This is a genomic window from Candidatus Hamiltonella defensa 5AT (Acyrthosiphon pisum) (assembly GCF_000021705.1).
GTDB lineage: Bacteria > Pseudomonadota > Gammaproteobacteria > Enterobacterales > Enterobacteriaceae > Hamiltonella > Hamiltonella defendens.
Map to the genome: position 1 here is coordinate 678,869 of NC_012751.1, position 14,299 is coordinate 693,167.

Here is a 14,299-nt window from a genome sequence, read left to right on the forward strand (position 1 = left end):
TGAGAACACGCCCATGACCCGACAAATTGTTTTGGATACTGAAACCACCGGACTAAATAAAACAGGCCCTCATTATGAGGGCCACAATATTATCGAGATTGGGGCGGTTGAAGTCATTAACCGTCGCCTCACAGGCAAGACTTTTCATACGTATGTGAGGCCCAACCGTCAGGTGGATCCCGAAGCCTATCAAATTCATGGTATTAGTGATGAATTTTTATCCGATAAACCGCGCTTTTCTGAAATTTTCTCTCAATTTTTTGAATTTATACGCGGTTCTGAATTAATCATCCATAATGCCGCTTTTGATATTGGTTTTATGGATTATGAATTTTCGGCGCTCCAGCAAAATATCCCAAAAACAAACACTTTTTGTACGGTCACCGATACTTTAGCACTCGCCCGCCGTTTATTTCCTGGTAAACGCAATAGTTTAGATGCTTTATGCGATCGTTATCAGATAGATAACAGCAAACGTACTTTACACGGGGCATTGCTTGATGCGCAGATTTTAGCAGAAGTGTATTTAGCCATGACCGGCGGGCAAACGTTATTTTCTTTTTCAGACGAAACGGACGAGACAGACATTCGTAACATGACAGTGCGTCCAAAGCGGGTCAAAACTTCATCTCAATTAAAGATCATTTACGCCAGCTGTGATGAGCTTGATGAGCATCAAGCAAGTCTGGATCTCTTAGAAAAGAAAGAAGGCTCTTGCATATGGCGATCTGCCACCTAACAGAAGAATCGGCAGTCTGTCTCTCTATTTAAAAAAGAAAGCCAATAAATTCAAAAAACAGTTGACCTTATTAAGGTGCAACCGTATCATCGCGCCCGTTCTAAACCAAAATACATTTTGGTGCGGTAGTTCAGTTGGTTAGAATACCGGCCTGTCACGCCGGGGGTCGCGGGTTCGAATCCCGTCCGCACCGCCATTTCCAAGATCAATCACCATGAAGAGGGGTTTCCTCTGCCCGCTTCATTCTCCTGTTTTTTTCCTTTAGGCAAATCCCCCAGATCGTCTTTATGAGAATGATTATAATAATGCATCATCATGATGCTTTATAAATATTTAAAAAAAGTCTATGAAGCAAGACATCAAGCTCTCGCTCTAAACGAAAGGTCTGGGTTAATGATGCTTATAGGTTAACGTCTTACACCAAGTCAAAATCAAACAGAAGAAAGGATCAGAGAGAGGGGAAATGGTGCTGATAGGCAGATTCGAACTGCCGACCTCACCCTTACCAAGGGTGTGCTCTACCTACTGAGCTATATCAACACAATATCAACACAATTTGTTGGAGCGGGCAGTGGGAATCGAACCCACATCATCAGCTTGGAAGGCTGAGGTAATAACCATTATACGATGCCCGCATGCCGGAACTCGGTATAGAAAGTTTTATTTAAAATAAGACTCAATATGGTGGTGGGAGAAGGATTCGAACCTTCGAAGTCGATGACGGCAGATTTACAGTCTGCTCCCTTTAACCACTCGGGAATCCCACCAAAGTATTAAAAATAATAAGAACGCCTAACGATGAAATGGTATGGTGCATCATGTTATTTATGGTGCCGGCACCAAGAATCGAACTCGGGACCCCCTGATTACAAGTCAGGTGCTCTACCAGCTGAGCTATACCGGCTCAAGTGGGCGCATTTTAGGGAGTGAAAGCCTTCTATGCAACAAAAAAATTAAGTTTATCCGATTTAAATTCAAAATATTTTTCTATGGCATCCTGTTTTTGTGTTCATTTATGTTCCAAAAATCCCTATTTTCAGTAGGAAAAGGAGATAAAATATAAATAAATATGGCTTTCTTACATTTAAAACCTCTTTATTAATGATGAAAAATACTATTTTACCTTGCACCTTTTATGAACGTGATACTCTCAGAGCATCAACCCAAATACATCGCGACACCAAGAATTGGCATCAAAAAAGGCTTGGACAAATTATGGCGATTTAAAACCATCTAAAATCATATGTTCATAAATAATAAACGCTCTATTTCTATTTGAAAGTTCTTTCATAGCTCTTTTAAAATTTTGTTTTATACATCAAACTCTCGTCATTTACTCAGAGGATCTCTCCGTGACCGATCATGTTTCTCTTAATTATAAAGATGCGGGCGTCGACATTCATGCCGGCTATCTCCTGGTTGAGCGTATTAAAAAAGCAGTCAAACAAACCCACCGGCCCGAAGTCATAGGAGGATTAGGAGGATTCGGCGCACTTTGCGCGTTGCCACAAAAATACCGTGAGCCCATTTTGGTGTCAGGGACTGACGGCGTGGGCACTAAGTTACGTTTGGCCATTGATTTGAAACGCCACGAAACCATCGGTATCGATTTGGTCGCCATGTGTGTCAATGATTTGATCGTTCAAGGAGCTGAACCGCTGTTTTTTCTAGATTATTTTGCAACAGGTCAGCTGGATGTTGAAACTGCAGCCTGTGTTATTGCAGGTATTGCTGAAGGCTGTCAACAGGCAGGCTGTGCGTTAGTAGGAGGCGAAACCGCTGAGATGCCGGGTATGTATCAAGCTAAAGATTATGATCTGGCGGGTTTTTGTTTGGGTGTTGTCGAAAAATCCAAACTGATCAATGGCCATCAAAACGTAAAATCCGGAGACACTTTGTTGGCATTGGCTTCTAGTGGTTTACATTCTAATGGGTACTCTTTAGTACGTCAGGTTTTGAATTTGAGCAAAAAAGATCCTGAAACATGGATGTTAAATGGAAAAAGTCTGGCCGATCATTTATTAGAGCCGACAAGAATTTACGTTAAATCTATTCTTACGTTAATAGAAACGCAAAACGTGGACATTCATGCTATTGCTCACCTGACTGGAGGGGGATTTTTTGAAAATATCCCCCGAGTCTTGCCTAAAAATACCTGCGTGCTGATTGAAGAATCCAGCTGGCAATGGCCCTGTATTTTTGATTGGTTACAAAAAACAGGAAATATCAATAAGCAAGAAATGTATCGTACCTTTAATTGTGGCGTAGGCATGATCATAGCTTTGCCTGAAAATCAGGCAGATAAAACCCTTGATTTTTTAACCAGTGTCGGTGAAAAAGCCTGGAGAATAGGCAGGGTAGATTCATCAAAAACCAGTTCTGAGCGAATAATTTTTAAAAAAAGCATACTCAATAATTGAAATATAAATGATGAAAAACATTCCGTTGAAAAAAAATATAGTGATATTGATCTCAGGCGAAGGGAGCAACCTTCAGGCATTGATAAACGCTCAAAAAGCCGGAAAAATACGGGGTAAAATTTGCGGTGTTTTTAGTAATCAACTTAATGCTTATGGATTAGAACGAGCAAAACAAGCAAAAATTCCGATTCAAATTTTAGAAGCAAAAACTCAGCCCGATCACATTGAGTTTGATTTAAACCTCATTCAAAAAATCGATTCTTATCAACCTGATTTGATTGCGTTAGCCGGCTATATGCGTATTCTTACTCCCACATTTGTTCAACACTATAAGGGAAAAATACTGAACATCCATCCTTCGCTTCTTCCTAAATATCCAGGGTTACACACCCATCAGCGGGTTCTTGCCAACGGTGATAAGGAGCATGGATCTTCAGTACACTTTGTGACTGAAAAGCTGGATGGAGGCCCTGTGATTTTGCAGTCCAGAATATCGGTGTTCCCCGATGATTCTGAAAAGACCCTTATGGAGCGTATCAAAGTTCAGGAACACCATATTTATCCAAAAGTGGTCGACTGGTTTATGCAAGGACGTTTAGAAATGAGGTCAGGGATCGCTTGGTTAGACGGCCAACCTCTTACTGAAAAAAAGGATTCAACATGTGTTCCATAACTGACATTAGATTACGTCCTTTAGAAAGAGATGATCTTTATTTTGTTCATCAATTAGACAATAACGCCAGCGTCATGCGTTACTGGTTTGAGGAGCCTTATGAAGCCTTTATGGAATTGTCGGATCTGTATGATAAACATATTCACGATCAAACGGAGCGCCGCTTTATTATTGAAAATAACAAGGCCGAAAATAATCGAATCAAAGTCGGGTTAGTGGGATTACTAGAGATAAATCATCTCCACAGACGGGCGGAATTTTTCATTGTTATCGATCCTGCTTATGAGGGAAAAAGCTTTGCAACTATTGCGACGAAATTAGTGATGAAACATGCTTTTTCAGTGCTCAATTTATATAAGCTATATCTTATTGTGGATAAAGATAATCAAAAAGCCATTCATATTTATGAAAAATTAGGATTTAAAAAAGAAGGAGAATTGAAAGAAGAGTTTTTTGTTGATGGCGAATATCGTACTGCGATCCGTATGTGTATTTTTCAACGGCAGTATTTGGAGCAATACAAAAAACAGGCCTAATTTTTTTAACACTTTTATATCATTTAAAATAATCATTCTTTATATGTCAAAATCTCTCAATTTAGAACCTATCGGAAAGATCAATGGAACAGTTTATTTACCAGGTTCAAAAAGTATTTCTAATCGTGTTCTTTTATTATCCGCTTTGGCTGCTGGAAAAACTCGGCTGACCAACTTTTTAGACAGTGACGATACTCGATATATGCTAGAAGCCCTCAAAGCGCTTGGAGTCCGTTATACTGTTTCAAAAAATGGCACCTGCTGTGAAGTAGAAGGAGTCAACGGGCCGTTAAACACCCCTCATCCGATTGAATTAATGACCGGCAATGCAGGTACTGTGATGCGTTTTCTGACGGCCGTTCTTTCATTAGGTCAATCTGATGTAGTATTGACAGGGGGAGCACGAATGAAAGAAAGGCCCATGGATCCTCTGGTCGACGCGTTACGTCAAGGTAATGCTCAAATCACCTATTTAGAAAAAAAAAATTCTCCTCCTCTTCGCCTTCGTGGCGGTTTTCGTGGCGGAAATTTAACCCTCCGAGGGAATATCTCAAGTCAATTTTTGACCGCTTTATTGATTATGGCGCCTTTGGCCGAACAAGATACCGCTATTGAAGTGCAAGGCTTTCTGGTGTCTAAACCTTATGTAGAGATGACATTGCATTTAATGCGTGTTTTTGGGATCAGTGTGACGCATAAACATTACCGCACCTTCAACATTAAGGCCCATCAAAAATTTAAATCACCTGGACACTATCGAATCGAAGGGGATGCAACAGCGGCGTCGTATTTTTTAGCCGCAGCAGCCATCAAAGGAGGTTGTGTCCGTGTGATAGGTGTCGGTCAAAAAAGCATACAAGGGGATGTTCAATTTGCAGATGTGTTACAAAAAATGGGGGCCTTCATTCATTGGGGAGAGGATTATATTGAATGTCGTCCTGGACGATTAAAAGGCATAGATATGGATATGAACAGTATGCCGGATGCCGCCATGACACTCGCAACGACGGCGTTATTTTCCGAAGGCCCTACAAGGATTCAAAATATTTATAATTGGCGTCTTAAAGAGACAGACCGCCTTTCTGCGATGTCGGCTGAATTAAGAAAATTGGGGGCACAAATCAAAGAAGGGCAAGATTATATCGAAATTATTTCTCCAAAAAATTTAAAAGCAGCTGAAATTCAGACCTACAACGACCATCGTATAGCAATGTCTTTTTCATTAATGGCTCTGTCAGATATGCCAATACGCATTTTAAATCCAAGGTGCACTTCAAAAACCTTTCCTGATTTTTTTCAAAAACTGGCTTATCTTAGCGGTACTGTATAAAAATTCTTAATATATTTGGTCATGAAGAGAAAAAATGAAAAAAGTAAACCAAGTATTAACGGTTGATGGGCCTAGTGGAGCAGGGAAAGGGACACTGTGTCAAGCATTAGCAGACTATCTGGGATGGCATCTTCTAGACTCAGGGGCTATTTATCGAGTACTTGCATTAGCTGCTCTGCGGCATCAAATCGATTTCAGTATGGAAGCGGATTTAATTCCTCTGGCTATTCATCTTGATGTTTCTTTTCAGTCACAAAATCGATGCTTACGGGTTATTTTAGATAAAGAAGATGTCAGCGATAAAATTCGCACTGAATTAGTGGCTCATTCTGCGTCTCAATTGGCCTCTTTTCCGAAAGTACGAGAAGCATTGCTCAAGCGACAGCGGGCGTTTCAAAAAGCACCTGGTTTAATTGCTGATGGTAGAGATATGGGCACTTTGGTTTTCCCAGATGCTTTTATCAAAATATTCCTTCATGCATCCCCCCAAGAACGTGCTCGGCGGCGGATGATCGAGTTGCAAAAAAAAGGGTTTAATGTTAATTTCAGCAGCATTTTATCTAAAATGAACGATCGAGATGATCGTGACGCTACTAGACAAATTGCTCCTTTATTACCAGCCTCGGACGCATTAATAATAGATTCTACTCATATGCCAGCTCAGGAAGTGGTTGAACAAGTGTTAGAGCACGCAAAAAAATGGCTCACTTTTTAGAACAAATGAAATCAATATCTCGGATCTGCTCAAAGGAACTGAAGCAGACCTTTTATCACAACCCCATCAAGCAGGATGCCAGGTGGGTGTTAAATTAAACACTCCTCAAGATCATTAATATGACAGAATCTTTTGCTCAACTTTTTGAAGAATCACTAAAAACAATTGAAATACGTCCAGGATCCATGATTCGTGGTACCGTCATTTCTATTGAAAAAGACATTGTACGGATTGATGCTGGTTTAAAATCCGAATCCTCTATTCCTTTAGAGCAATTTAAAAGTGCACAAGGAGTAGTAGAAATTCAAATAGGAGATGAAGTTGACCTTGCCCTGGATTCTATGGAAGACGGTTTTGGTGAAACTTTATTATCTCGTGAAAAAGCCAAGCGCCAGGAAGTATGGAAAAAATTAGAAGAAGCTTATACCAATGGCACATTTGTGACTGGAATGATTACCGGTAAAGTCAAAGGAGGTTTTACTGTTGATATGGATGGTATTAGAGCCTTTCTACCTGGCTCTTTGGTTGACGTACATCCTGTACGCGATACTTCGCATCTTGAGAATAAAGAGCATCAATGTAAAATTATTAAACTGGATAAAAAACGCAATAATGTGGTTGTTTCACGTCGAGACGTCATCAAATCAGAAAACAGCGCAGAACGTGAACAATTATTGGAAAGGCTAAAAGTAGGTCAAGAAGTTTCAGGTACCGTTAAAAATCTGACTGACTATGGTGCATTTGTTGAATTAGGTGGGATTGATGGTTTATTACACATCACTGATATGTCATTGAAACGTGTTAAACATCCAAGTGAAGTCGTGAGTATCTCGGATCAAATCACTGTCAAAATTCTGAAAATCGAACGCCGCGGAGATGAAATTCGTATTTCACTCGGCTTAAAACAACTTTCTCCAGATCCATGGGTGGGTATCTCAGAGCGTTACAAAGTCAATGATGAAATCACCGGCCGCGTCACTAATCTGCCTGATTACGGCTGTTTTGTTGAAATAGAACCAGGTGTTGAAGGATTAGTTCATGTTTCAGAAATGGATTGGACCAATAAAAATATTCATCCTTCTAAGGTTGTGTCTGTTCAAGATAGTGTCAAAGTGAAAGTATTAGATATCGATGAACAGCGTCGTCGTATCTCTCTCGGATTAAAACAATGCACAGAAAATCCCTGGAAAAAATTTGATGCAAATCATAATAAAGGCGATATTGTTAAAGGTAAGATTAAATCCATTACTGATTTTGGCATCTTTATTGGTTTAGAAGACAACATTGATGGTTTGGTTCACTTATCCGATATTTCATGGAATGTTTCAGGTCAAGAAGCGGTTCGTGAATACAAAAAAGGCCAAGAAATTGAGGCTGTACTATCAGAAGTGATCGCAGATCGCGAGAGGATCTCTTTGAGTATAAAACAGTTATCAGAAGATCCGCTTGACCAGTATATTTCTTTAAATAAAAAAGGCACGCTAGTTAGTGGTCAAATTACTGAAATTCATGATAAAAAAATTTTTGTTACACTAACAGAAAATGGTGTCAAGGGCTGTATTAATCTGTCAGATTTACCTGAGACCTCTGTTGACTTCCCTATGGGATCCATAGAAGTGGGTCATACCATTGAAGCTAAATACACAGGTTGTGATCGTAAAACCCGTCTTGTTACCTTGGCTCCATTGAAAGATGAAACTGAAAAAAAAGAGTCTGTATCAGCAGCTAAAAATAATAAAAAAGAGGAAGCAAATTTTTCTAACACCCCTAACGCTATGACTGAAGCCTTTAAAATAGCGACAAAAGGTGATTAATAACAAAAGGGGGTATTATACCCCCTCACTAAAAAACCTGAGGTAATATGACGAAATCTGATTTTGTTGAAAGGCTTGTTAAACGCCTGGATTCTACGGATCCTGAAATGATTCACGAAATAGTAAAGCGAATTTTACAATATATGTCAGAAAAATTATCTGAGGGGGAGCGAATTGAAATTCGGGGATTAGGGAGTTTCTCTCTTCGATACCGTCGTCCACGCACTGCACGTAACCCTAAAACGGGTGATTCTGGGGTGAAAGTAAAGAGTAAATATGTTTTACATTTTAAACCAGGAAAAAAATTGCGTGATCGTGTTAACGTATATAAGTAAAACTCAAGTATCACTTTAAAATTTTTTTCAATTATTCCCTTCTTTCGACATTCTCTTCCAGATAAGGACGAATATTTTCTGAAGCATTTAGACCAGAGCCTGGTTTACCTCGAAAAAGTCTCCTGCTAGCTAATAGAGAGGAACTGTGATTCTGTTCTTTAAAATTAAAGCACATTAAAAGAGCGATGAAACAGGTAATTAAGATACAAATTGCTTCGATACCACAGAGATGTCTTTCTCAAGACAGCGTTAAAAAAAATAGAAAATATCCAGGATATTCTTTTCACATTTTGATCGATTAAAATAATTTCATATCAAGGATAGAGCTTAAAATAATGAAAAAAAAATTATTCATTTTATCAATCACACTGATAATCACCTCTTGTGGTTTAAAAGGGCCATTGTATTTTCCACCCATAGAACACCTGCCAAAAGAAACAGCTCAAACATCCGCTCATCAGGTTAAAAAAAATTTCATCATCAAGGTTTAGCAGAGTTAACGTATGCGGTTTTCAAAAATGTGCAGCCTGGGTAATGATTTTGTCATCATTGATGCTGTAACCCAAAATGTTCATCTACGATCAGAGTTTATCTGTCGATTAGCGAATCGGCATACTGGTATTGGTTTTGATCAGCTATTGTTGCTGGAACCTCCTAATAGTCCAGAATTGGATTTTCATTATCGTATTTTTAATGCAGATGGTAGTGAAGTATTTCAATGTGGTAACGGTGCTCGTTGCTTGGGGCGTTTTGTTCACTTAAAAGGCTTAACGAATAAAAAAAATATTCAGGTGAGTACCAAGACCGTAAAAATGCAAATTCATCTAGAAGAGAAAAATCAAATTTGCGTTAATATGGGTGAGCCTGATTTTTTCCCTCAAACTATCCCTTTTCGTTCAAAAACAATAAAAAAAATTTATGAATTAGATGTCGCTGAACAAAAACTACTTTGTGGGATTGTGTCTATGGGTAATCCACATTGTATTATACAGGTGGAAAAGCTTGACTCCGATCAGATTAAATTGATTGGCCCTTTATTGGGGTGCCATCCGTCTTTTCCCGAAGGGACAAATGTCGGATTTATGCAAATCATTGATCGAAAGCATATTCATCTGCGCGTTTATGAACGTGGCGCTGGAGAAACTCAGGCCTGCGGCAGTGGGGCTTGTGCTGCAGTCTCGATAGGGGTTCAGCAGGATCTGCTGGATGAAAAAGTTCATGTTGAACAAAAAGGAGGCAATCTCGACATCTGCTGGAAAGGAACAGGCCATTGCCTTTATATGACAGGGCCTGCAGACCATGTTTATGACGGAGTAATTCATATGAGCTTTAAGCCATGAACTTCAAGAGATGTCAATTTTTGTACGAAAGAATGAATAAAGGCTATTTATGGATTATTCTAAATTAATCAATACTTTAAATGAAAAACAACGTACTGCGGTGACCTCATCTGCTGATCATATATTAGTACTGGCCGGCGCAGGAAGTGGAAAAACCAGAGTGTTGGTGCACCGAATTGCCTGGTTACTTTCAGTTGAACATGTTTCTCCTTATTCCATTCTTTCCGTCACCTTTACTAATAAAGCCGCTGCCGAAATGCGTCATCGTGTGTCGGCTTTGATGGGATCAATGCAAGATGGCATGTGGACTGGCACTTTTCATGGATTAGCCCATCGTCTTTTAAGAATGCATTATCTGGAAGCGAATTTGCCAAAAGATTTTCAAATTATCGATAACGATGATCAATTACGCTTGCTCAAAAAAATTATTAAATCATTGAATTTAGATGAAAAGCGTTGGGCTCCACGGCAAGCCATGTGGTACATCAATCATAAAAAAGATCAGGGACATCGCCCTCAACATACTAAAAATCACTCTAATTTCATTGAAAATACCTGGCGAGATATTTACCAATCCTATCAAGAAGCCACTGATAGAGCTGGATTAGTCGATTTTTCAGAGCTGTTATTACGTGCCTATGAGTTATGGCTCAATCACACCAATATCCTGGATCACTATCAGCAGAGATGGAGTCATATTTTGGTTGATGAATTTCAGGACACCAATACTGTCCAATATGCCTGGATCCGTGCATTGGCTGAAAAAAGGGCAAAAGTGATGATCGTGGGAGATGATGATCAATCTATTTATGGCTGGCGCGGGGCGCAGGTGGGGAATATTCAGAGCTTTTTAAAAGATTTTGAAGGTGCTGAAACAGTAAGACTCGAACAAAATTATCGTTCAACTCCTCATATTTTAACGGCAGCCAATACCTTGATTGCCAATAATGAAGGGCGAATGGGCAAAAATTTATGGACTGCTCAAAAAGAAGGGGAGCCCATTTCTCTTTATCATGCTTTTAATGAATTAGATGAAGCCCGTTTTGTGGCTCATCAAATTAAAAAGTGGCACGAGAAAGGAGGCCAATTAAAAGATTGTGCCATTTTATATCGTAGTAATGCACAGTCTCGAGTATTAGAAGAAGCGTTTTTACAAGGAAATATTCCTCACCGTATTTACGGGGGTCATCGTTTTTTTGAAAGGCAAGAAATTAAAGACGCGCTTGCATATCTGCGTTTGATTTCTAATCGCCATGATGATGCCTCATTTGAAAGAGTGATTAATACACCCGCTCGTGGTATTGGTGAGCGCACCTTATCTGTATTGCGTCAGGCTGCAAGAGATCGTGAAAAAACGCTTTGGGAAACCATTCAAATTTTGTTGCATGAAAAAATATTGGCGGGCCGAGCTGCTTCAGGTTTGAGGCGTTTTATTGAGTTAATTGATTCATTGGCTTATGAAACATCAGAAATGCCGTTACATTTACAAACAGACAGAGTCATCAAAGATTCTGGGCTTTGGTTAATGTATCAAGAAGAAAAAGGCGAAAGAGCGCAAGGACGTATTGAAAATTTAGAAGAGCTGGTCAATGCGACACAACAGTATGATTATCGTCAGTATGAAGATGACACTTTGTCACCATTACAGGCTTTTCTTTCCGATGCGGTTCTGGAAGCAGGTGAAGGTCAGGCTGACGCTTCCCAAGACTCAGTACAAATGATGACGCTGCATTCTGCTAAAGGTTTGGAATTTTTTAAAATCTTTATTGTTGGAATGGAAGAAGGCATGTTTCCTAGTAAAATGGCCTTGAATGAAAGTGGAAGGTTGGAAGAAGAGCGTCGTCTGGCTTATGTTGGCTTAACGCGTGCAATGAAAGAATTGACCTTATCTTATGCGGAAAGACGTCGACTTTATGGAGAAGAAGTGAGAAATATTCCCTCTCGTTTCATTGACGAATTACCAAAAGACTGCATACAACAGGTAAGATTAGGGTCAATCATTTCTCAGCCATTTCATTCCCGTTTTACAGACAAATCAAAATATAAAATCCACAGCCATCAAAATGAGAGTAATGAAAACGAGGGGCATTTTTCTTTAGATCAACGTGTGAGACATCCTAAGTTTGGGGAAGGCACCGTCAAAGATTTAGAAGGCAGTGGTCAACATGCTCGTGTCCAGGTTGCCTTTTCTGGTAACCAATTAAAATGGTTAGTCGTCGCTTACGCAAGATTAGAAATCATATGAAAATCTTCCTGAAAAAGGGGAAATCCAAGAAAGCCTGGCCAAACCGAAAGAAACAGGCAATAAAAGACCCACACAATAAATGCGTGGGTCTTTTTCGGTTTGTCAGTATTTTTTTGCGACGACCAATCGTTTATTTGGTGGAGCTGGGGGGATTTGAACCCCCGTCCGAAATAACTACACCGTCGGCACTACATGCTTAGTCCATCCTTAATTTTATCTGAAAGCAGAGGAGGGACACTCTATTAACAGATGAGCTTAATTGAATTTAACGATTTAACCCTAAGCAAGGTCTTAACGCGATCTCTTTTTATTTGACCTTTCTGGATCCCCGTCCTAAGAGCGGAGGCTAGGGAGAAAGGAGACCCTCAGTTTTTTAAGCTGATTAAGCGGCTAAAGCAGCTACAGGCATGTAGCCGTTAGCAGCGGGTCTGTTTTTATTAATTTTTGCAACTATTTTTTCACGGTTTTTTACGAGGCAACCGCCCCTCGGCATGCACCTTGGGCTTTGCTTATCCCGTCGAATCCAGAATCAGCCCCAAAAGTGGACAGAGTGTATCAAATAGACAGAGCATGAATCAATCAAGTTTTTTCAAAATCGATTATTACTGTTGAATCCTACGATTTTTACAAAATCGCTATCGGTTCGCATTTTTCATAATGCGATCTTTATTGATTTTCCAGTCGCGATCTTTAATGCTGTCTCGTTTATCATGTGTTTTCTTCCCTTTCGCCACGGCGATTTTAATTTTGCTCCAAGCATTTTTCCAATACATCGAAAGAGCAACGACCGTATAGCCTTCTCGATTGATACGACCAAATAAAGAATCTATTTCACGTTGTTTCAGGAGTAATTTTCGGGTACGCATGGATTCACAGACAGTGTGAGTAGATGCCACGTTAAGAGGTGTGATGGTGGCGCCTAATAAAAAAGCCTCGCCTTTTTTTAAGAGAACGTAGCTGTCACTGATATTGACTTTACCGGCTCGAAGCGCTTTGACTTCCCAACCTTGTAAAACTACACCTGCTTCAAATTCTTCTTCAATAAAGTATTCGTGGCGAGCACGTTTATTTTGTGCGATCGTGGCTGAGCCGGGTTTGTATGTTTTTTTCTTTATCATAGTCTGGTGATTATACTGCATGAATTATTGAATAAAATCTCATTTACATAAAATGTATTCTTGTTTATTACATTTTTCGAAAAAAAGTCGCTTTTTATGTCAAACAACATGATTCGTCTTGCTACAAGACAAAGCCCCCTGGCACTTTGGCAGGCGCACTATGTGAAAACAGGTTTAGAATTTTTTCACCCTGATTTGAAGGTGATATTACTACCTATGGTCACTCAAGGCGATAATATACTCGGCACAGCTTTATCAAAAACAGGAGGAAAAGGGCTTTTTGTAAAAGAATTAGAACGGGCTGTTTTAGACAATCGTGCGGATATTGCCGTGCATTCTATAAAAGATATGCCTCTTTATTTCCCAGAGGGATTGGGATTAGTCGCAGTTTGTGAGCGAGAGGATCCCAGAGATGCGTTTCTTTCTTTGCGATATCATGATGTGGCTCAATTGCCTGAAGGCAGCGTAGTGGGAACGTCCAGCTTAAGGAGGCAATGCCAATTATACAAAAATTATCCCGGTATCGTTGTTCGAGATTTACGAGGTAATGTAGGGGCTCGTTTGAAAAAACTGGATCAAGGAGATTACGATGCCATTGTGTTAGCAGTCGCGGGTTTAAAACGTCTCGGGTTGGAAAATCGCATGACTCAGATTCTCAGGCCAGAAACATCATTGCCGGCAGCAGGTCAAGGTGCAATAGGGATTGAATGCCGATTAGACGATACTGTCACACTTCAACGAGTGGCGACTTTAAATCATCGACCGTCTCAATTGAAGATCTCTTGTGAACGAGCCCTACTAAAGCGTCTTGAAGGGGGCTGCCAGACCCCTATTGGTAGCTATGCTGAAATAGAAAATGACGAGTTATGGCTCAGGGCTTTTGTTGGTGCTCCTGATGGCCAGCTGATCATTGATGGTGAAAGACGAGGGAATTTTGATTCAGCGGAAAAGATCGGGTTTGAATTAGCGAATGAGTTGTTATCTCGAGGAGCAGAAGCAATTTTGGCACAACTGAATCGACAATAGAGGGTTTT

The 14,299-nt window shown here is 39.9% G+C and carries 13 protein-coding genes, 5 tRNA genes and 1 other RNA gene; 13 read left to right on the forward strand and 6 right to left on the reverse strand.

The annotated features are described in order from the left end of the window. Positions 1-13: 13 nt before the first annotated feature. Positions 14-739, forward strand: coding sequence for a DNA polymerase III subunit epsilon (dnaQ, locus tag HDEF_RS03275; RefSeq protein ID WP_015873242.1), 726 nt, complete (start codon positions 14-16; stop codon positions 737-739). Between the two features lie 119 nt (positions 740-858). After that, a tRNA-Asp gene (locus HDEF_RS03280) sits at positions 859-935 on the forward strand. A 268-nt stretch (positions 936-1,203) separates the two neighbouring features. Here the strand turns inward: HDEF_RS03280 and HDEF_RS03285 are convergent. The 4 genes from HDEF_RS03285 to HDEF_RS03300 all read right to left on the reverse strand — a co-directional run bounded on the left by HDEF_RS03285 (position 1,204) and on the right by HDEF_RS03300 (position 1,643). Beyond that, positions 1,204-1,279 (reverse strand) — tRNA-Thr (locus HDEF_RS03285). 20 nt (positions 1,280-1,299) lie between these two features. After that, positions 1,300-1,374: transfer RNA gene (locus HDEF_RS03290), tRNA-Gly, on the reverse strand. A 47-nt stretch (positions 1,375-1,421) separates the two neighbouring features. Further along, a tRNA-Tyr gene (locus HDEF_RS03295) sits at positions 1,422-1,506 on the reverse strand. 61 nt (positions 1,507-1,567) lie between these two features. Next, positions 1,568-1,643, reverse strand: a tRNA-Thr gene (locus tag HDEF_RS03300). 448 nt (positions 1,644-2,091) lie between these two features. Here HDEF_RS03300 and purM point away from each other — a divergent pair. From purM to uvrD, 10 genes are all read left to right on the forward strand, one after another. Beyond that, complete coding sequence (gene purM / locus HDEF_RS03305) at positions 2,092-3,159, forward strand: phosphoribosylformylglycinamidine cyclo-ligase (RefSeq protein WP_015873245.1); 1,068 nt, start codon at positions 2,092-2,094, stop codon at positions 3,157-3,159. 10 nt (positions 3,160-3,169) lie between these two features. After that, positions 3,170-3,832 carry a phosphoribosylglycinamide formyltransferase gene (gene purN, locus HDEF_RS03310; RefSeq protein WP_015873246.1) on the forward strand — a complete coding sequence of 221 codons (663 nt, stop codon included), beginning with the start codon at positions 3,170-3,172 and terminating at the stop codon, positions 3,830-3,832. Then, complete coding sequence (speG, locus tag HDEF_RS03315; RefSeq protein WP_015873247.1) at positions 3,820-4,368, forward strand: spermidine N1-acetyltransferase; 549 nt, start codon at positions 3,820-3,822, stop codon at positions 4,366-4,368. Before purN ends, speG begins: the two co-directional genes overlap by 13 nt. A 43-nt stretch (positions 4,369-4,411) precedes the next feature. Next, positions 4,412-5,698 (forward strand): 3-phosphoshikimate 1-carboxyvinyltransferase, encoded by a 1,287-nt coding sequence (gene aroA / locus HDEF_RS03320; RefSeq protein ID WP_015873248.1) that lies wholly within the window; start codon positions 4,412-4,414, stop codon positions 5,696-5,698. Positions 5,699-5,732: 34 nt separating this feature from the next. Beyond that, complete coding sequence (gene cmk, locus HDEF_RS03325) at positions 5,733-6,413, forward strand: (d)CMP kinase (protein ID WP_015873249.1); 681 nt, start codon at positions 5,733-5,735, stop codon at positions 6,411-6,413. A 119-nt stretch (positions 6,414-6,532) separates the two neighbouring features. Next, the gene (rpsA, locus tag HDEF_RS03330) at positions 6,533-8,227 is read left to right on the forward strand and encodes a 30S ribosomal protein S1 (protein ID WP_015873250.1); all 1,695 of its coding nucleotides are present in this window, start codon (positions 6,533-6,535) and stop codon (positions 8,225-8,227) included. Between the two features lie 47 nt (positions 8,228-8,274). Next, a complete protein-coding gene (locus HDEF_RS03335) occupies positions 8,275-8,562 on the forward strand; it encodes an HU family DNA-binding protein (RefSeq protein ID WP_015873251.1) in 288 nt (95 codons plus the stop codon). 335 nt (positions 8,563-8,897) lie between these two features. Continuing rightward, positions 8,898-9,053 (forward strand): LPS translocon maturation chaperone LptM, encoded by a 156-nt coding sequence (gene lptM / locus HDEF_RS11305; protein WP_015873252.1) that lies wholly within the window; start codon positions 8,898-8,900, stop codon positions 9,051-9,053. Between the two features lie 12 nt (positions 9,054-9,065). Then, positions 9,066-9,902 (forward strand): diaminopimelate epimerase, encoded by an 837-nt coding sequence (gene dapF / locus HDEF_RS03345; RefSeq protein ID WP_015873253.1) that lies wholly within the window; start codon positions 9,066-9,068, stop codon positions 9,900-9,902. Between the two features lie 49 nt (positions 9,903-9,951). Next, entirely contained in the window at positions 9,952-12,147 is a 2,196-nt protein-coding gene (gene uvrD, locus HDEF_RS03350; protein ID WP_015873254.1) for a DNA helicase II, read from the forward strand. 135 nt (positions 12,148-12,282) lie between these two features. Here the strand turns inward: uvrD and ssrA are convergent. Together ssrA and smpB are read right to left on the reverse strand one after the other, a co-directional pair. Next, positions 12,283-12,684, reverse strand: a transfer-messenger RNA (tmRNA) gene (gene ssrA / locus HDEF_RS11185). Between the two features lie 98 nt (positions 12,685-12,782). Further along, positions 12,783-13,265 (reverse strand): SsrA-binding protein SmpB, encoded by a 483-nt coding sequence (gene smpB, locus HDEF_RS03360; protein WP_015873256.1) that lies wholly within the window; start codon positions 13,263-13,265, stop codon positions 12,783-12,785. Between the two features lie 96 nt (positions 13,266-13,361). On the opposite strand from smpB, the gene hemC reads away from it, so the two are divergent. Then, on the forward strand, positions 13,362-14,291 hold the full coding sequence (gene hemC, locus HDEF_RS03365) for a hydroxymethylbilane synthase (RefSeq protein WP_015873257.1): 930 nt from the start codon (positions 13,362-13,364) through the stop codon (positions 14,289-14,291). Positions 14,292-14,299 lie beyond the last annotated feature (8 nt).

Bases quoted from the DNA above. Each gene is read 5' to 3' on its own strand.
- dnaQ (WP_015873242.1), top strand. From the start codon at position 14: ATGACCCGACAAATTGTTTTGGATACTGAAACCACCGGACTAAATAAA.
- purN (WP_015873246.1), top strand. From the start codon at position 3,170: ATGAAAAACATTCCGTTGAAAAAAAATATAGTGATATTGATCTCAGGC.
- speG (WP_015873247.1), top strand. From the start codon at position 3,820: ATGTGTTCCATAACTGACATTAGATTACGTCCTTTAGAAAGAGATGAT.
- aroA (WP_015873248.1), top strand. From the start codon at position 4,412: ATGTCAAAATCTCTCAATTTAGAACCTATCGGAAAGATCAATGGAACA.
- cmk (WP_015873249.1), top strand. From the start codon at position 5,733: ATGAAAAAAGTAAACCAAGTATTAACGGTTGATGGGCCTAGTGGAGCA.
- rpsA (WP_015873250.1), top strand. From the start codon at position 6,533: ATGACAGAATCTTTTGCTCAACTTTTTGAAGAATCACTAAAAACAATT.
- HDEF_RS03335 (WP_015873251.1), top strand. From the start codon at position 8,275: ATGACGAAATCTGATTTTGTTGAAAGGCTTGTTAAACGCCTGGATTCT.
- lptM (WP_015873252.1), top strand. From the start codon at position 8,898: ATGAAAAAAAAATTATTCATTTTATCAATCACACTGATAATCACCTCT.
- dapF (WP_015873253.1), top strand. From the start codon at position 9,066: ATGCGGTTTTCAAAAATGTGCAGCCTGGGTAATGATTTTGTCATCATT.
- uvrD (WP_015873254.1), top strand. From the start codon at position 9,952: ATGGATTATTCTAAATTAATCAATACTTTAAATGAAAAACAACGTACT.
- smpB (WP_015873256.1), bottom strand. From the start codon at position 13,265: ATGATAAAGAAAAAAACATACAAACCCGGCTCAGCCACGATCGCACAA.
- hemC (WP_015873257.1), top strand. From the start codon at position 13,362: ATGTCAAACAACATGATTCGTCTTGCTACAAGACAAAGCCCCCTGGCA.